Genomic DNA, 19,725 nt, shown 5'->3' on the forward strand with positions numbered 1-19,725 from the left:
AATCAGTAAGAATGATAGAAAAAGTTAGCTAGTATCAATTTGACTGAAATATCAGGAGTGAACATGCAGTTCTCAAGTGAACATATTGCGATATTTTTAGCCGTGATGGATAAGGGATCTTTCTCTGCGGCTGCACGTTCATTAAAACGCGTTCCATCAGCAGTCAGTATGGCAATTGCGAATATGGAGGCAGAATTAGGTTATGCACTTTTTGAGCGTTCATCACGAGAGCCACAGCCCACAGAAAAAGCCAAAGCACTTGAACCCCATGCCCGAATGATTGCAGAGCAATTAAAATTATTACAAGTGCATGCACAAGAGCTTTCGATGGATCTCGAAAGTGTCTTAAATATTGGTGTTGCGGCTGATATTAATCCTGATTATTTATTATCTGCGTTATCTGAATTAACGCAACGTTATCCGTTACTTAATGTGAATGTGATAACAGCTGCACAAGATGACATTATTGAAATGCTACATGCGCGTAAAATACAGCTCTGCTTAGTTTATGGTGGAATGTATGTTAATGGTGATGAGCAATTTCAATATTTAGGTTCTGAATCACTTGTTGCAACAATATCAGCCAGTCATATAGCTCTTGCTCACCCCGCAGGTGTATTTATTGAAGATTTAGTAAATGTTCGCCAAATCATTATTGCTAGTCATACTCAGGAATTACGTGATGTACGCTCTTTAGTGGCAACGAATTATTGGCAAACTGATAGTTTTCAAATGGCTCTGGGTATGGTCGAAGCGGGAATGGGCTGGGGTAATTTACCGTATTCACTGATTTATACTCAATTACAAAAAGGCAAGCTCAAGCAGCTTCAGTTTAAAAATACCAAAAATGAATTGCGATTACCTATTCATGCTATGTGGCTAAAGGGGGAGTCGTTACAAAAAGGGGCAAAAGAGTTAGTTGAGCTGATGAATACTCACCAGCCCATCGTACCTAATTTTGATTAATCTACACGTTGTTGATGAACCCAAACGGCAACTTCAACACGAGATTTTAGCTTCATTTTTTTCAGTAGATGTTTGACGTGTACTTTGACCGTACTTTCAGTGATATCAAGCTTACGTGCGATCATTTTATTTGATAGCCCTTGCGCGATCAGCTTTAAAATATCGCGTTCACGCGGGGTGAGTTGTTCAATATCACGCTCACCTTCAGAACGATCTTCACGTAATGACTCGGCCAAAATAGGGGTTAACGTAGGGCTGACGACCATTTTCCCTGCGGCAGCTTGTTTAAGAGCCGCAAGCAATTCTTCTGGCTCCATATCTTTTAAAAGATAACCATCAGCACCACGTTTTAACGCGGTGACCAAGTCATCACTGTAGTTTGATACACTAAACACGACGATCCGACCTGATAACGACTTTAATCGCAGTTGATCAAGTGTTTCAAAACCATTCATTCCTGGCATATTCAGATCGAGTAAGATTAAGTCAGGATCTAACTCTTCAGCTAGTTTCACACCTTGAATACCATCTCCCGCTTCCCCAACGACAGTCAGTGTTGTATCAAGACTTAAAAGTTGTTTTACACCATTGCGTAGCATCGGGTGATCATCAATGAGTAAAATTGTCGCTTTTTCTGTGGAGGATCCCATATTATTCATTACGACTTGCTCCAATTTAGACAGGGTCTTTATGAGTAGTTATTAATGGAAATTTAACAAACACTTGAGTACCGCCCTGTTCGCGTACTTTTATAGTATAAGAACCATTTAGGCTATTTGCGCGTTCACGCATAATAATAAGACCATAATGATTTAATTTTTCAGGGTTAGGGCTAATTCCTTCACCATTATCATTAATTTTTAGCTCAACCATGCCATTATCAAGTGATAACGAGACTTCCGCCCAGTTGGCATTGGCATGTTGTAAAATATTATTTAACGCTTCACGCACAATTTGAACCACATGAATGCCTTGGTGCGAATTTACGCATTTTGCAGGTAATTGATAGTCAAAATTAATAGCAAAACCAAGGCGTTGATTAAATTCAGTTAATGTACTTTCTAACGCAGCAAGTAATCCTGGTTCAGTCAGTTTTAAGCGAAACGTGGTTAACAGTTCTCTTAATTGGCGATAAGCCACATTAAGCTCTTCACGCATCTCTTTGAGTAGTTTTTGGCAATTATCAGGTAAGGTTTCTGACTGCATTTGCAAATAGCTGACTTGCATTTTTAAACAGGAAAGTGATTGGGCAATAGAGTCATGTAATTCGCGAGCAATTGCCGAACGCTCATCCATTAATAGAAGCTGTTGCTGTTGCTCGTTTTGTTGTTCCATTGCCAGCATGGCTGAAATTTGTTTTGTCAGTAATAGCATTAAATTATTTTGTTCATCCGTTAAAATCGTATTTTCAGGTAACTGCATAACAAACAAGCCATAACGATGGATTTGATCGGCTAATTCCCAATGTAATAACTCACTATTTAGCAAAGTTGCTATTGGCGTATTATCTTCACAACGTTCACATTGCTGATCAGGGCAATGATGTGGGCGTGATTGAGGCGCTAAACTAATTTCATTAAACAATGTGTGATGATTATCTTCATATAAGCGTATCTGCAAATACGCATTAGGAATAATTTGTTGAAGCTCAAATAATATCTGTCTTAATCGAGCACACAGCGGTGCGGGGGAGTGTAACTGCTGGCTTGAATGATAGAGGTAAGAGAGCACTTTATTTTTCTGTTGTAAGTCGTGCGTTTTTTCGACCACTCTTTTTTCTAATTCACTATATAGCGTAGAAAGCTCTTCTGACATGGTATTGAGTGCGATACCCAATGTGGCAATTTCATCATGGTGCGCGCGTTGATGAAAACGTGCTGAAAAATCACCATGACCAATCGAATTAGCCATCGCCATTAATTGTTGCCAAGGATGTAATAAACGACGGCGAAAATGCCAAACAGAGCCAAACAGTAATAACAGAGTGAGCGCAGTAAAAATAAGCTGGGTATAAGCCACCATCCTTATTTTTTGCTCTGTTAGCTGGTCTATACTTAACACTAATTTATCGAGTTGAGAAACAAAAAAGACAACTTCTTCTTTTGCATCATCACGTTGTTTTGCATAGAGCAATGTTGGTTTTAAGGTATCTTTCCAGTAAGTATTTAATTGAGCATATTGTGATTGTAGCGATTCATTGCTTAAGACTTGAAGTAATTCACCACTGTCTAAGTCGGTTTCTAATTCGTGAAGATAATAACGATGTTGTTCATCTAGGGGTAAAGCAGATAACAAGCGATAGCTCTGCATACGCAAAGAGCCTGATTTATTAATCGCATGGGCATTACCTTGCACACTTAAAATAATGTGGTTAGAAACCGCCATACCCACAACACCCAATAGGGTGAAAAGTAACATTAATATTGCGATTTGATTAATAATTGAAAAACGGTAATGCCATTGGATTTTATGAGTACTCATCGTTATTTTTCCAAATTTATTCAGGCACTATCTTGCCTTAAAAAGGCATCAAATGTCATATACTACTAAAGTATTACCCCTAAATATCTTATGGAGGTAATTTCACTTGTAGATTATAGCGGTTTTAATTTAACTTATTAATTTAAAATGAAAAATCAAGGATAACCCTATTAATACTTAGGTGTAAAGAACGATTTTAGCTTAAAAATCAAACAAATCTTTGCTTGATGCAGATCATGACTAATTAACAATTCTAATCGTAAAAAGGTGCCAATCTAACCGTTAATCGAGGTTGTTATGGCACTCACTCAACACCCAGAAAAAATGAGAAAAGGGGTGATCGAAGATTGGCATCCTGAAGATAAAGCTTTTTGGGAAAAAACTGGTCAAAAGATCGCTTCACGCAATTTATGGATTTCTGTTCCTTGTTTACTCTTATCATTCTGCGTATGGATGCTTTTTAGTGCAGTTGCAGTAAATTTGAACAAAGTCGGTTTTAACTTTACCACAGATCAGTTATTTATGCTGACTGCGCTGCCTTCTGTTTCTGGCGCTATTTTGCGTGTTCCTTATTCATTTGTTATTCCTATCTTTGGTGGTCGTCGTTGGACGGCAATCAGTACCGTATTTCTAATCATTCCTTGTATTTGGCTTGGTTTTGCAGTGCAAGACACTACAACGTCTTACTCAACCTTTATTGTGATTTCACTATTATGTGGTTTCGCAGGTGCAAACTTTGCATCAAGTATGGCAAACATCAGCTTTTTCTTCCCTAAAGCACGTCAAGGCGGTGCATTAGGATTAAATGGTGGATTAGGTAATCTTGGCGTAAGCGTTATGCAATTAATTGCCCCATTAGTGATTGGTGTGGGTGTTTTTGCAATGTTTAGTGGCCCCGGTGTTGTTCAACCTGATGGTTCGCACTTATGGCTAGAAAATGCGGCGTGGGTTTGGGTGCCTTTCTTATTATTTTTTACCTTTGCTGCTTGGTTTGGTATGAATGATCTTGCCGCTAATAAAGCCTCTTTAAGTCAGCAATTACCCGTTTTAAAACAGGGTCACCTCTGGTTATTAAGTATTTTATACCTGTGCTCTTTTGGTTCATTTATTGGTTTCTCTGCGGGTTTTGCCATGTTATCAAAAACCCAATTCCCAGATATTGTCATTCTACATTATGCCTTTTTTGGACCTTTATTAGGGGCTTTAGCACGTCCTGTCGGTGGTGCGCTTTCTGATAAATTTGGTGGCATTCGAGTTACGCTGATTAACTTTATCATCATGGCAATATTCTCGGCATTACTCTTTTTAACGTTACCTGAAAACGGTGCTGGTGGTTCGTTTATCGCGTTCTACGGTGTCTTTATGGTGCTGTTTTTAACCGCTGGTTTAGGCAGTGGTTCTACATTCCAAATGATTGCAGTGGTGTTTAGAAAAATCACTGTTGATCGCATGAAAGCCCAAGGCGCCACAGATGAAGCAGCTCAAAAAGAGGCGGTAACAGAAAGTGCCGCAGCGCTTGGTTTTATCTCTGCCATTGGTGCAATTGGTGGATTCTTTATTCCTAAAGCCTTTGGTACATCATTGGCTATGACTGGCTCTCCTGCCGGTGCCATGAAAATCTTTGTTCTATTTTATATCGCCTGCGTCTTGATCACTTGGTTGGTCTATGGACGTAAACACAATAAACAATAATGACGAATTATACGCAATGTGAGAGCGCTCGCGCGCATTGGGAGAGTATCTGATGAGTAAGTTTCTCGATAGATTCCGCTATTTCAAACAACTTGGCGATACCTTTTCAAAGGATCATGGCCAAGAGCTAAATGTTAATCGTGACTGGGAAGATGGTTATCGCAGTCGTTGGCAACATGACAAAATTGTACGTTCTACTCATGGTGTAAACTGTACAGGTTCATGTAGTTGGAAAATTTACGTCAAAAATGGGTTAGTCACATGGGAAACCCAACAAACTGACTATCCGCGTACACGTCCTGATTTGCCTGATCATGAGCCTCGTGGCTGTCCTCGTGGTGCAAGCTATTCATGGTATTTATATAGCGCGAACCGCGTTAAATACCCAATGGTACGTAAACGCCTCATTAAATTATGGCGTGAAGCCAAAGCACAACATAGCGATCCCGTTGATGCATGGGCTTCTATTGTCAACTCGCCAGAAAAAACCAAAAGCTATAAGCAAGCGCGTGGTCGTGGTGGTTTTGTTCGCTCTTCATGGTCAGAAGTGAATGAAATCATTGCAGCTTCTAACGTGTTTACAGCAAAAGAGTTTGGTCCTGATCGTATTATCGGTTTCTCGCCAATTCCTGCGATGTCGATGGTGTCATATGCGGCGGGTGCGCGTTATTTATCGCTTATTGGTGGCGCGTGCTTAAGTTTCTATGATTGGTATTGTGACTTACCACCTGCTTCGCCAATGACTTGGGGTGAGCAAACAGACGTACCAGAATCAGCAGACTGGTATAACTCTTCTTATCTGATTGCGTGGGGTTCTAACGTACCTCAAACCCGTACTCCTGATGCGCACTTCTTTACCGAAGTTCGTTATAAAGGCACTAAAACAGTTGCCGTAACACCTGATTATGCTGAAATCGCTAAACTGTGTGACCAATGGTTAAACCCAAAACAAGGTACAGACAGCGCAATGGCAATGGCGATGGGACACGTTATTCTTAGCGAATTCCACGTTAAGCGCCAAACAGAATATTTCCGCAACTATGTGCGCACTTACACTGATATGCCAATGTTGGTGATGCTAGATAAACACGACTCAGGCAAATTAGTTGCAGGTCGTATGTTGCGTGCCTCTGATTTAGTGAACAATCTGGATCAAGAGAAAAATCCAGAGTGGAAAACCATTGCCATTGATGAGCAAACCCAACAATTGGTTGCTCCTCAAGGTTCTATGGGCTTTCGTTGGGAAGGGACAGCTAAATGGAATCTTGAGCCTAAAGACGGTAAAAGTGGCGAAAATGTCACATTACAATTAGGTCTTTTAGATAATCATGATGATATTGTTGATGTTGCATTCCCTTATTTTGGTGGCATTAAAAGCGAATATTTTGAAGGTGTTGCGCTTGATGATGTGCTTGTTCACAAGCTACCTGCTAAACGCATTACACTTGCTAATGGTGAAGAGAAATATATTACAACAGTCTATGACTTATTATTAGCCAACTACGGTGTTGATCGCGGTTTAAATGATGAAAACTGTGCATCAAACTACGATGAAATCAAAGCATATTCACCCGCATGGGCTGAAAAAGTAACAGGTGTAAGCCGTCAAGATATCGCTCGTATTGCGCGTGAATTTGCGGATAACGCAGAAAAAACACATGGTCGTTCAATGGTGATTGTCGGTGCGGGTATTAACCACTGGTATCACATGGATATGACTTATCGTGGCATTATCAACATGCTGATTTTCTGTGGTTGTGTCGGTCAAAGTGGTGGTGGTTGGGCACACTATGTTGGACAAGAAAAACTGCGTCCGCAAACTGGTTGGTTGCCATTAGCCTTTGGTCTTGACTGGCAACGTCCACCTCGTCATATGAACAGCACCTCGTTTTTCTATAACCACTCAAGTCAGTGGCGTTATGAAACAGTATCACCAACAGAGTTATTATCACCATTAGCGGATAAATCACGCTTTACTGGTAGTTTGGTAGATATGAACGTGCGTTCAGAGCGTATGGGGTGGTTACCTTCCGCACCTCAATTAAACTTAAACCCACTGTCTATTGCGAAAAAAGCACAAGAAGCGGGTGTGAGTGCGGCTGACTATACCGTTAATGCATTGAAGTCAGGTGAGATCCGCTTTGCATCAGAACAGCCTGATAACCCACAAAATTTCCCACGTAATTTATTTATCTGGCGCTCTAACTTGTTAGGTTCGGCGGGTAAAGGACATGAATATTTACTGAAATACTTGCTGGGTACTGAAAACGGCCTGCAAGGTAAAGATTTAGGTGAACAAGGCCAAGTCAAACCACAAGAAGTGGAGTGGCAAGATAAAGGCGGTGAAGGCAAAGTCGATTTAGTCGTGACGTTAGACTTCCGTATGTCGAGCACTTGCCTATTCTCAGATATCGTTTTACCAACTGCAACGTGGTATGAAAAAGATGATATGAATACGTCGGATATGCATCCGTTTATTCATCCATTAACAGCCGCAGTTGATCCTGCTTGGGAATCCAAAACAGACTGGGAAATCTATAAAGGTATCGCTAAAACCTTCTCTAAATTATGTGTGGGTCATTTAGGTGTTGAAACTGATTTAGTGACATTACCTATTCAGCATGACTCCGCCGCTGAAATGGCACAGCCTTTCGATGTGAAGGATTGGAAAAAAGGCGAATGTGACCTTATTCCGGGTAAAACCGCACCACATCTTATTCCTGTAGAGCGTGATTATCCTAATACCTATGCTCGTTTTACGTCATTAGGCCCTCTAATGGATAAATTGGGTAATGGTGGTAAAGGGATCAGTTGGAATACACAGGCAGAAGTCGATTTCCTGAAAAAACTCAACCGTATCCGTCATGATGGCGCAGCAAAAGGGCGTCCAGCGATTGAAACCGCGATTGATGCAGCCGAAGTTATCCTCTCTTTAGCCCCTGAAACTAACGGTCAGGTGGCGGTAAAAGCGTGGGATGCACTGAGTAAAGTGACAGGACGCGATCACACTCATTTAGCTAAAGTAAAAGAAGACGAAAAAATTCGTTTCCGCGATATCGTTGCTCAACCTCGTAAGATTATTTCAAGCCCTACATGGTCTGGTCTTGAAGATGAGCACGTCTCTTATAACGCCTGTTATACCAACGTTCACGAGATGATCCCTTGGCGTACTTTAAGTGGTCGTCAGCAATTGTATCAAGATCATGAGTGGATGCGTGCTTATGGTGAAAGTTTAGTGGTTTATCGTCCACCAATTGATACCAAAGCTATTGATGCAGTTAAAGGCAAAAAACCAAATGGTTTCCCTGAAAAAGCGCTGAACTTCCTGACGCCTCACCAGAAATGGGGTATTCACTCAACATATAGCGATAACTTACTGATGTTAACGCTTGGTCGTGGTGGCCCTGTGGTTTGGTTGAGTGAAGATGATGCTAAAGAGATGGGAATTAGTGATAACGATTGGGTTGAAGCATACAACAGTAATGGCGCGCTAACGGCGAGAGCGATTGTTAGCCAACGTATTCCTGATGGCATGATTTATATGTATCACGCACAAGAACGTCAAATAAATCTGCCAGGATCTGAAATAACAGGAATGCGTGGTGGTATTCACAACTCTGTGACACGTGTTTGCCCTAAACCAACCCATATGATTGGTGGATATGCTCAGTTGGCTTATAGCTTTAACTATTACGGCACTGTGGGTTCTAACCGTGATGAGTTTGTTGTGGTGCGTAAAATGAAACAGATTGATTGGCTTGATGGTGAAGGTGATGCTTATCAACAGACCCTGAATGGACAGGAGAAGGCATAATGAAAATTCGTTCACAAGTCGGTATGGTACTGAACCTCGACAAATGTATCGGTTGCCATACCTGTTCAGTAACCTGTAAAAATGTTTGGACGAGCCGTGAAGGTGTCGAATACGCATGGTTCAATAACGTTGAAACAAAACCGGGTACAGGGTATCCACAAAATTGGGAAGACCAAGAGAAGTGGAAAGGCGGTTGGATCAAAAATATCAAAGGTAAATTAGTACCAAGAATGGGCAACCGTGTTGGTCTATTATCGAAAATTTTTGCCAACCCAGATGTCCCCGCATTAGATGATTACTATGAGCCATTTGATTATGACTATGAGCATTTAAAAAATGCACCAGAAGGCTCTTTACCGACAGCACGACCTCGTTCGCTGATCACAGGTCAGCGCATGACCAAAATCGAAAAAGGCCCAAACTGGGAAGACGATTTAGGTGGCGAGTTTAGTAAACGTGCTGCGGATAAAAACTTCGCCAATATGCAAAAAGAGATGTATGGGCAGTTTGAAAATACATTCATGATGTATTTACCACGTTTATGTGAACACTGCTTAAATCCTGCTTGTGTTGCAACATGCCCAAGTGGTGCGATTTATAAACGTGCTGAAGATGGCATTGTGCTTATCGACCAAGATAAATGCCGTGGATGGCGCATGTGTTTAACCGGATGCCCATACAAAAAAATCTACTTCAACTGGAAAAGTGGTAAGTCAGAAAAATGTATTTTCTGTTATCCACGTATTGAAGCCGGTCAGCCAACACTATGCTCAGAAACTTGTGTAGGACGTATTCGTTATCTGGGTGTGATGCTGTATGACGCAGATAAAATTTCACAAGCCGCCAGTGCGGATAATGAAAAAGATTTATACCAAAGCCAACTAGATATCTTCTTGGATCCATTTGATCCTGAAGTGATCAAAGCCGCTGAAGAGCAAGGTATTCCATTAAGTGTGATTGATGCAGCGCAGCGTTCACCTGTTTACAAAATGGCGGTGGATTGGAAGCTAGCATTACCACTGCACCCTGAATATCGCACCTTACCAATGGTTTGGTATGTGCCACCTTTGTCACCAATTCAGTCTGCTGCTGATGCGGGCGTGTTACCACATACAGGCGTTCTGCCTGATGTAGAAAGCTTACGTATTCCAGTTCAGTATTTAGCAAATTTACTGACAGCTGGGGATACTGCACCTGTGTTATTAGCATTAAAACGCATGTTAGCGATGCGTCATTATAAACGTGCTGAAACCGTAGAAGGCAAAACAGACTTAAGTGCATTAGAGCAAGTAGGTTTGACTGAAGCGCAAGCACAAGAGATGTATCGTTATCTGGCTATTGCAAATTATGAAGATCGCTTTGTTATTCCATCAAGCCATCGTGAACTTGCAAGAGAAGCTTTCCCAGAACGTAATGGTTGTGGCTTTAGCTTTGGTGACGGTTGTCATGGCAGTGATAGCAAATTTAATTTGTTTAATAGTCATCGTATTGATGCAATTGATATCACATCAAGAACACCTCAAGACGAACGTCGGTCAGAGGAGAAAATATAATGATCTCTCTGAAAGTCATTTCCCATCTCTTAGATTATCCCACACAGGAGTTGTGGGATAACCGAGGCGAGCTTATCGATGCATTACAGGAAGCTGATGAGCTTCCTGTGACTCAAGTTGCGAAATTAATGGCGTTTATTCATACCTTAACGCAGCAAGAGTTGTTAGATGCGCAAGCCAATTACAGTGAGCTTTTTGATAGAGGGCGGGCGCGATCGCTGTTGTTATTTGAACACGTTCATGGCGAGTCCCGCGATCGTGGTCAGGCAATGGTTGATCTGCTCAATCAATATCAACAAGCAGGGATCACATTAAGTAGTCGTGAACTCCCTGACTATTTGCCGACTTACCTTGAGTACTTAACGCTCCTGCCCACGACAGACTGTATTGAAGGGCTAAATAACATTGCGCCTATTTTGGCGCTGTTAGGTGAGCGTTTGAAACAACGAGGCAGTGATTATCACGCGCTCTTTGATGTGTTGCTTTGCCTCTCACAAAGTGGATTGGAAGCATCACAACTGACTGCTCAAGTAGAAAAAGAGCCTTTAGATGATACGCCTGCCGCATTAGATGCTGTGTGGGAAGAAGAACAAGTGACGTTTCTTGGCGAAGGTACGCAATGTGGTAGTGGCAAAATCAGCCAACATCAGCGCCGTTTTGCACAAGAGACTACAGTTCAATATCTCAACGTGGGGAATTCGTTGGATACGGGAGCACAAAAATGAATTACATCAATATGTTATTTTTTGATATCTATCCCTATATTGCGGGTGCCGTTTTTATTATCGGTAGCTGGCTACGTTACGACTATGGTCAATATACGTGGCGTGCTGGCTCTAGCCAGATGTTAGACAAGAAAAACATGCGATTGGCTTCTAACTTATTTCATGTTGGGATCCTCGGTATTTTTGCTGGTCATTTTCTGGGAATGCTAACACCACATTGGATGTATGAATCTTTCCTGCCTATTGAATATAAACAAATTATGGCAATGGTCGGTGGCGGTACTTGTGGTGTATTAATGCTGGTGGGGGGCGTGATGTTATTAAAACGCCGTTTAACCAATCCACGGGTTAGAGCTACATCTTCATTTGGTGACATCATGATCTTAACGCTTTTGGTTATTCAAGTAGCGCTAGGTTTACTGACTATTCCATTCTCAGCACAACATATGGATGGTAGCGAAATGATGAAGCTGGTGGCTTGGGCACAATCTATAGTGACTTTCCATGGCGGTGCTTCGGCTCATCTTGAAGGTGTCGCATTCGTGTTTAAATTGCACATTTTCTTAGGTATGACGATTTTCTTATTGTTCCCATTCTGTCGATTAGTTCATATTTGGAGCGTGCCAGTTGAGTACTTAACTCGTCGCTATCAAATTGTGCGTAATCGTCATTAATGAATACCCATCTCTTGATAGTAAATTAGAGACCTTTTAATTGCGCTTATCTCACCCCCGCCCGCGGGGGTTTTTTTTATCTTTTTTCTCCCTTAAAAATTGAACAAAAAATTTGAATGGTTAAAGCAATAATCTTTAGATTCATTTAAGAATAGTTGCACTTATAATTCTTTTTAACGAAATGAATTTATATAAGGCAATAAATAGTTAATTAAGTATCGTGATATTTAATTAAATTTAAATATTTATAATTGGTTGTTTATTATAAATAAACTCAAATTTAAATTAATCTGAATATTGTCATGTAAATTTGGTGCTATGATTTAATTGAGTCTTACCTCTATTATGCTATCGGAGATTATTATGAGCTTTAAATATCATCGTATTGATAAAAATAATGCCGCTGTTCTGTTGGTAGACCATCAAGCTGGATTACTCTCTTTAGTCAGAGATATCGAGCCTGATAAATTCAATAATAATGTATTAGCATTAGCCAATGCTGCTAAATACTTTAATTTACCTACCATTTTAACGACTTCTTTTGAAGATGGTCCTAATGGTCCTCTAATGCCTCAGCTCGTTGAAATGTTCCCAGATGCTCCTTATATCGCTCGCCCAGGTCAAATCAATGCATGGGATAATGAAGACTTCGTCAAAGCCGTTAAAGCAACGGGTAAAAAACAACTGATTATTGCGGGTGTTGTGACTGAAGTTTGTGTTGCATTCCCTGCATTATCAGCACTTGAGGAAGGTTTTGAAGTCTTTGTTGTCACTGATGCTTCAGGCACTTTCAATGCCATTTCTCGTGACTCTGCGTGGGATAGAATGTCAAAAGCAGGGGCGCAATTAATTAACTGGTTTGGTTTAGCTTGTGAATTACACCGTGACTGGCGTAATGATGTCGAAGGATTAGGCACACTGTTTGCTAATCATATTCCAGACTATCGTAATCTTATGACAAGCTATAATACTTTAACAAAAAAGTAAGCGGTTAATTTAAGTTTTACCTAAAAATAGGGCTTATATTATTTTTTGAAAAATATAATTTAATTGAGTTTTAAATTTATTAAATTATAGATATAAGCCCTTAATTAAAAATGGAATAGAAATGAAACGTCAAATATTAAAAGCTACCGCTATTGCTATGGCATTAAGTGTAGGTGTTGCACAGGCTGCTGAATATAAAGCAAGTACTGCTGAAGGCCCAATTAAAATAGTAAACCTAAAAGCAATGGAAGCTCAAGTTCAAGCAAATATGGAAAAAGGCGCCTTCGGTTATATTCGCGGTGGTGCTGAAGATGAAAATAACTTACGCTCTAATACAAGTGCATTTGATAAAAAATATATTATGCCTCGTTCATTACAAGGCATCGAATTTTCTGACTTAGATTTAAAAACAGAATTTTTGGGTATTAAATTAGATACGCCTATTATTCAGGCACCGATGGCAGCTCAAGGGCTTGCACATCAACAAGGCGAAGTTGCCACAGCAAAAGGTATGGCGAAAGCCGGCTCTATTTTTTCATTAAGCACTTATGGTAATAAAACCATTAAAGAAGTGGCGGATGCTCAACCCGGTTACCCATTCTTCTTTCAGTTATACATGAGTAAAAATGATGCCTTTAATGAGTATATTTTATCTCAAGCAAAACAGTATGGCGCTAAAGGTATCATTATGACTATCGACTCTTCAGTGGGTGGTTATCGTGAAGATGATGTGAAAAATAATTTCCAATTTCCATTAGGTTTTGCCAACTTAGAAGCGTTTGCAAAAATCAGTGATGATAAATCTAAAACAGGTAAAGGTGCGGGTATTAGTGAAATTTATGCTCAAGCTAAACAAGCATTTACACCCGCAGATATTCAGTATGTGAAAAAGATGTCTGGTTTACCTGTGATTGTAAAAGGTATCGAATCACCTGAAGATGCAGATACTGCAATTAAAGCGGGTGCAGATGCGATTTGGGTTTCTAATCACGGCGGTCGTCAATTAGATAGCGCACCAGCAACGATTGATGTGTTACCTGCAATTGCTAAAGTGGTAAATAAACGTGTCCCTATCGTGTTTGACAGTGGTGTGCGTCGTGGTTCACATGTCTTTAAAGCATTAGCCAGTGGTGCAGATGTTGTCGCTGTTGGTCGCCCAATTCTTTATGGATTAAATTTAGGTGGTGCTGAAGGTGTTAATTCAGTTATCCAACATTTAAATAAAGAATTAAAAATTAATATGATGTTAGGTGGCGCAAAAACAGTAAAAGATATTCAAGCCACTCCACTTTATACCGACGCAAGTTTTAATCAATAATTAGTTTATAAAGTTAAAAGTAATAAAACCCACGCTCAATATTGAACGTGGGTTTTTTCTATCAATTTATTTTTTCTATCAACTTAAAAGAATATTGTTAGTTTAAAAATTTATTCTTGGTTTGATGGTATATCACTAAAACAGAGGTTATTTTGATTATTAATACCACCATCTGACGATGAATAACCTAGACAACCTAACATTGAATCAAAAATATTGTGATGATAGAACGTGCGCTCTGCATCTTGATTGCGCTTTAAGTTATCAAATAGCTTTTTATTTTCAGACTCTGCTAAATAGCTATCTGACATCCAAACTAAGAATGGCACTTTAAATTGTTCTGGTGGGGCAATTTCTTTTGGTGTGCCGTGTAAGCCACCTTTTTCTGAAATAGATTCACCGTGATCGGAGGTATAAAACACAATGGCTTTTTTATCGCGCAATGTGTCGAGTATGCCATCAATAAAATAGTCGGTATAAAGAATAGAGTTATCATAAGCATTCACTAACTGCTCTTTAGTACACTCATCATCCACATTTAAACATTCAGGTTGGTATTTTTTGAATGATTCAGGGTAACGTTGTGAATACATAAAGTGAGAGCCTTTAGTGTGTAAAATCACTAAATGATTTCCCTTTGGATGTTGGGCAACCGTATTTGCCGTTTCAGTAATTAATAAGGTGTCATCAAGTTCTTTACCAAAATTGCTATTTTTGGCAGTCATCATCTCTTTCATTGCGTAGTTATTTAAATCAAGTTTATTGTAAAACCACAATTCACTTTGCATGGAGAACAACTCTGATGACATACCTAATTGGCTTAATACTGAAAAAATATTGTTCTCTTTTAATGTCCGCTGATCGTTACTTTCTGTTCCGTTTTCTCGTACGAACATACATTTTAAAGAGAGCTTGGTTGCGGTATCACAAGAAATACCTTTAAAGGCAACAAGATTTTTCTCTTGGCTTAATAGAGGGTTTGTTTGACGTTCATATCCTAACAATCCCATATGATCCCATCTTGCTGTTTCACCAATAATAAAAACAACATACACATCTTCATTTGCCTTTGAAGGCTCATAAGTGAAGTGATCGGCAGGATTAAAAATATTTTGGTTATTAAACGTATCGTCATACTGCGTTATTGCATATTGAAATAATGGGATAATCCAATTTGTAGGTAAATACGCATAACTTAAGCCACCACTATAGCTTGGCAGATCCAAGTTATTTTTTATTTCATAGGCTTTTTGTTTTGAATCAAGTGTTTTCAAATAGGCAAAAACAGCCAGTGCAATCACAAGCATTTTGACGGTATTTTTTATCCAGATTTTTTTCTTTTGTTGTGTAGTTAGATTTTTCTCTGGTTTTTTACCTAGCCAAATAAGAGCCAATGGCAAAATAGATAAGCCAATAATCCAAATAATCACATTTGGGCTAACCAGCTCTTTAGATAAATCCGTATCCGTGGTTAGTGTTGAAATGATAATGCCGTATCCAATGACGACATCATAAAAAGAAATATAGTAACTCGCACAAACACTCACGACGAGAATAAAAGAGGCGACTATTTTAAAGAATAGAGAGCCGAAAAAAGAGAGTAGTCGTAATAGAAAGAAGGTAAAGGCAATGTTAACGGCAATTTCACCTAGAATATATAATGCCTCAATGAGGGGGTTGTTTGTATTCTGTGTGCCGTATCGGCCAATGTAAACGGAAAGATTAAGAAAGAAACCAAGGTAGACAGCTAAAAAAAGGGCAATGTTCTCTTTAGAAAACCGTAAAAACTTTAATTTTTGCATGTTCAGTGATTATCAATTTATATGGTGTAGAGGTCTTTAAGACCGCGGAGTTGTTTTCAGGTTCAGTATTATGTTCTTTTTTTTATTGAAGTTTAAAAATTTTTTATTTGAATTGTATTAATATCAAAATTATTAATTTAAATAGTTCTAGTAGATAGGAATATTGATAGAGATATTAGAAGGTTGTCATCATTATATACGGCAAGATCCCGATAAAGGCAGATAAGAAAGCGTATTTATTATTTTGATTTCGCAGATGAAATAAATAAGTATTATTACGTTATAATCGTTAATGTATAACGAATTTTGATAGAAATACAAATCGACATAAATATCGTCATTAGTGTCGAGCTCTTCCTACTACTTTAGTTGTCATTGTTTTCTTACTCATTCAACGAATTTTATTTCTCTTTATTTTTCATTGTGTTGTAGAAAAGTGAAAAAGCGTGCTTATTTGGCACACTCTCTGCATAGATAGAGGAGAAGATCAGGTAATAACCTGAAAGTTGATGAACACAGGAGCAATGTTGATGAAAAAAGTCATCACGGTCTGTCCGTATTGTGCCTCAGGATGCAAAATCTACCTGAAGGTGGAAAACGGTAAAATTATTGGCGCTGAAGGAGCCAATGGTTTAACAAACCAAGGTGAGCTGTGTCTGAAAGGGTATTATGGATGGGATTTTATCCATGATACTAAGATACTGACTCCACGTCTTAAAACACCAATGATCCGCCGTGAAAGAGGCGGAAAATTAGAATCGGTTTCTTGGGATGAAGCGATTGAGTTTGCAAGTAGCAAGCTTCTTGCTATCAAAGAGAAATACGGTGCTAAATCTATTATGACAACTGGCTCTTCACGAGGTCCGGGTAACGAAGCTAACTTCGTTATGCAGAAATTCGCTCGTGCGGTTATCGGAAATAATAATATAGACTGCTGTGCTCGTGTCTGACACGGCCCTTCGGTTGCAGGTCTGCAGCGTTCGGTCGGTAATGGTGCTATGAGCAACTCAATCGTTGAGATTGAGGATACCAAATGTCTATTTGTCTTCGGCTATAACGCCGCAGACTCGCATCCTATTGTTGCTCGCCGTATTGTTAAGGCGAAAGAAAAGGGTGCCAAAATTATTGTATGTGACCCTCGTTACATCGAAACAGCACGTTTAGCCGATTTACACTTAGGCTTAAAAAATGGCTCTAACATTGCGCTATTAAATGCGATTGCGCATGTGATTATTGAAGAAGGATTGCATGATAAATCCTTTATCGAAAATCACACTGAGCAATTTGAAGAGTATTGTAAATTAGTTGAAAGCTATACACCTGAATCTGTTGAAGAAACAACAGGTTTAAGTGCTCAAATTATTCGTGAAGCTGCACGTATGTACGCGAAAGCAGAAACAGCAACAATTCTTTGGGGTATGGGTGTAACTCAATTCTACCAAGGTGTTGAAACGGTACGTTCACTGACTAGTTTAGCTTTATTAACGGGTAATTTAGGTAAAAAATACGTCGGGGTTGGCCCAGTTCGTGGTCAAAATAACGTACAAGGTGCGTGTGATATGGGAGCCTTGCCTAACACACTACCAGGTTATCAATACGTTACTGACGAAAAAGCGCGTGAGAAATTTGCTAAATTCTGGGGCATTGAGTCAATGCCTGAAGAAGTGGGCTATGCGTTAAGTGAAGTTCCTCATAATATCGATCACGGCTTATTAAAAGCTCACTATGTAATGGGTGAAGATCCACTGCAAACTGAGCCTGATTTAGCAACAATCCGTAGAACGTTTGAAAAACTGGATCTACTGATAGTGCAAGATATCTTTATGACCAAAACGGCGTCTATTGCTGACGTTATTTTCCCTGCAACATCATGGGGTGAGCATGAAGGTGTTTATACTGCGGCAGACCGTGGTTTCCAACGCTTCTATAAAGCTGTTGAACCTGTTGGCGATGTGAAAACAGACTGGCAAATTATCAGTCTGATGGCAACAGCAATGGGTTATCCAATGCATTACAACAATACCAAAGAAATTTGGGATGAGTTGCGTGAGCTATGCCCAATTTATTATGGTGCGACTTACGAAAAAATGGCGGACTTGGCTTATATCCAATGGCCTTGCCCAACAGAAGATAGCCCAGGTACACAATATCTGTACGATGGTGGTAAATTTGATACTCCTAACGGTAAAGGTCAATTCTTTACTTGTGAGTGGGCTCCACCAATTGACAAACTCTCTGATGAGTTTCCAATGGTATTGGCAACCGTCCGTGAAGTTGGACACTACTCTTGCCGTTCAATGACAGGTAACTGTAAAGCATTGGCGGCGTTGGCTGATGAACCGGGTTATGTTCAATTAAACACAGAAGATGCCAAACAGTTGGGTATCAAAGATCAAGAGTTAGTTTGGATACGCTCTCGTCAAGGTAAAGTCATTACGCGTGCTGCGGTCAGTGATAGACCGAATAAAGGTGCTGTATATATGACTTATCAATGGTGGATTGGTGCTTGTAACGAACTGGTTGCAGAGAATTTAAGCCCAATTACCAAAACACCTGAGTATAAATATTGTGCAGTATGTGTTGAGCCAATCAAGGAACAGGCTCAGGCAGAACACTATGTGAAAACGGAATATAGCAATATTAAACGTCGTTTAAGAGAAGCCGCCGAGGGTTGATCTTCGTCTGATTAATATTGTCTTTCTGCCTTAGAACCGAGTTTATTGACCTTAGCGTCAGTAAGCTCGGTTTTTTATTAGATTATTATTTTGTGCACAACTAAGCGACTGACTGATTTAAATAAAGTGTTAAAGGTAAGTCAGGATGCGGATCCATCGAATCAAATTTATGTGATGGGTGAGAATCAACCGTTGGATAGCGAGATAGTAAAACAATAAAGTCTTGGTAAGCCTGTTTTTTATTATCATGCGTAAAAATAGGTGTACCGCTATGATTTAATTCATTATCTGCAATGAGTAAAATATCAAGATATTGAGCATTATTGTGTTCATAAAGTACATTTTTAGGATCAATTTTTTGCCAAGCTGTTCCTATCGCCTCTTTTGGTGAATGAACACGTAAAGCGCCAGTATTATCCTTAACGTTATTCTTATTCATCATCACAATCATGGTGTGATCAACGCCATCTTTATGAACCCCTTCAATGGAAAGTTCACTTAAAGAATCTGGTTGGGCAATTAATCTTAAATGAAAAACAGTTGATATTGATTTAGGCGAATTTTGATCGGTTAAGTGACGAGATGTAAATTTATTACCTTGAATTAGTAGCATTTTTAATTTTAATAACGCTTGATAAGCCGTATTGCTCTGCCAGCGATCATCAAGTGCTCTAAAATGCCTTTGTGTGCCACTGTCTTCACGAATAAATCCATCTTCCTCAGTGAGAACAAAAGGTTGATATTCTAGTCTGGAGATCGTTTCTATATCATTATCAAAAAGGTAGCGTCCTGTTCGAGAATGACGAAATGAAAGGGTCGGATCTTGTGCTAAATAGTCACCATATTCCATGAGTGCATTAATATCTTTTTCTTCAGCACCTAATTGTTTTATTAAATCAATGACAATACTTTGGGGAATAAAGACATATTTATTATTCTTGTATTCTTTTTTTATTTCACTAATTCTATTTATAAGCAGGCTATTCATATATAATATGCTCCATTGATGGTTTATATTATTAATAGTTAATAAAGTGA

The 19,725-nt window shown here is 39.4% G+C and carries 13 protein-coding genes; 9 read left to right on the top strand and 4 right to left on the bottom strand.

Annotation, left to right across the window (positions count from 1 at the left end):
* Positions 1-63 precede the first annotated feature (63 nt).
* A complete protein-coding gene (locus tag F1325_RS02125; RefSeq protein WP_109374293.1) occupies positions 64-966 on the top strand; it encodes a LysR family transcriptional regulator in 903 nt (300 codons plus the stop codon).
* Here F1325_RS02125 and narL read toward each other — a convergent pair.
* Positions 963-1,616: a two-component system response regulator NarL gene (narL, locus tag F1325_RS02130; RefSeq protein WP_109374313.1), complete on the bottom strand. Its 654-nt coding sequence runs from the start codon at positions 1,614-1,616 to the stop codon at positions 963-965. The genes F1325_RS02125 and narL overlap by 4 nt on opposite strands.
* Positions 1,617-1,641: 25 nt before the next feature.
* Positions 1,642-3,447 (bottom strand): nitrate/nitrite two-component system sensor histidine kinase NarX, encoded by a 1,806-nt coding sequence (gene narX, locus F1325_RS02135; RefSeq protein WP_160229934.1) that lies wholly within the window; start codon positions 3,445-3,447, stop codon positions 1,642-1,644.
* Between the two features lie 297 nt (positions 3,448-3,744).
* Between narX and F1325_RS02140 the strand changes: the two genes are divergently transcribed.
* The 7 genes from F1325_RS02140 (at position 3,745) to F1325_RS02170 (ending at position 14,210) form a co-directional block, all read left to right on the top strand.
* Positions 3,745-5,139, top strand: coding sequence for a NarK family nitrate/nitrite MFS transporter (locus F1325_RS02140; protein WP_160229935.1), 1,395 nt, complete (start codon positions 3,745-3,747; stop codon positions 5,137-5,139).
* Positions 5,140-5,191: 52 nt separating this feature from the next.
* Positions 5,192-8,953, top strand: a complete 3,762-nt coding sequence (locus tag F1325_RS02145) for a nitrate reductase subunit alpha (protein ID WP_160229936.1) — start codon at positions 5,192-5,194, stop codon at positions 8,951-8,953.
* Positions 8,953-10,506 (top strand): nitrate reductase subunit beta, encoded by a 1,554-nt coding sequence (narH, locus tag F1325_RS02150; protein ID WP_088493882.1) that lies wholly within the window; start codon positions 8,953-8,955, stop codon positions 10,504-10,506. The genes F1325_RS02145 and narH overlap by 1 nt, the downstream gene beginning before the upstream one ends.
* Positions 10,506-11,231, top strand: coding sequence for a nitrate reductase molybdenum cofactor assembly chaperone (gene narJ / locus F1325_RS02155; RefSeq protein WP_167392502.1), 726 nt, complete (start codon positions 10,506-10,508; stop codon positions 11,229-11,231). Before narH ends, narJ begins: the two co-directional genes overlap by 1 nt.
* Positions 11,228-11,905 (top strand): respiratory nitrate reductase subunit gamma, encoded by a 678-nt coding sequence (gene narI / locus F1325_RS02160; protein ID WP_109374299.1) that lies wholly within the window; start codon positions 11,228-11,230, stop codon positions 11,903-11,905. Before narJ ends, narI begins: the two co-directional genes overlap by 4 nt.
* Positions 11,906-12,268: 363 nt before the next feature.
* The gene (gene ycaC, locus F1325_RS02165; protein ID WP_023583682.1) at positions 12,269-12,892 is read left to right on the top strand and encodes an isochorismate family cysteine hydrolase YcaC; all 624 of its coding nucleotides are present in this window, start codon (positions 12,269-12,271) and stop codon (positions 12,890-12,892) included.
* Between the two features lie 121 nt (positions 12,893-13,013).
* A complete protein-coding gene (locus F1325_RS02170) occupies positions 13,014-14,210 on the top strand; it encodes a lactate oxidase (protein WP_109374300.1) in 1,197 nt (398 codons plus the stop codon).
* A gap of 110 nt (positions 14,211-14,320) precedes the next feature.
* Here the strand turns inward: F1325_RS02170 and eptB are convergent, their stop codons facing one another.
* Positions 14,321-16,012: a kdo(2)-lipid A phosphoethanolamine 7''-transferase gene (gene eptB, locus F1325_RS02175; protein WP_160229937.1), complete on the bottom strand. Its 1,692-nt coding sequence runs from the start codon at positions 16,010-16,012 to the stop codon at positions 14,321-14,323.
* Positions 16,013-16,542: 530 nt separating this feature from the next.
* Between eptB and fdhF the strand changes: the two genes are divergently transcribed.
* On the top strand, positions 16,543-18,687 hold the full coding sequence (fdhF, locus tag F1325_RS02180; protein WP_160229938.1) for a formate dehydrogenase subunit alpha: 2,145 nt from the start codon (positions 16,543-16,545) through the stop codon (positions 18,685-18,687).
* Between the two features lie 100 nt (positions 18,688-18,787).
* Here the strand turns inward: fdhF and F1325_RS02185 are convergent, their stop codons facing one another.
* Positions 18,788-19,675 (bottom strand): 2OG-Fe dioxygenase family protein, encoded by an 888-nt coding sequence (locus tag F1325_RS02185; protein ID WP_109374303.1) that lies wholly within the window; start codon positions 19,673-19,675, stop codon positions 18,788-18,790.
* Between the last annotated feature and the right edge of the window lie 50 nt (positions 19,676-19,725).

This window comes from Proteus columbae (assembly GCF_009914335.1).
Lineage (GTDB): Bacteria > Pseudomonadota > Gammaproteobacteria > Enterobacterales > Enterobacteriaceae > Proteus.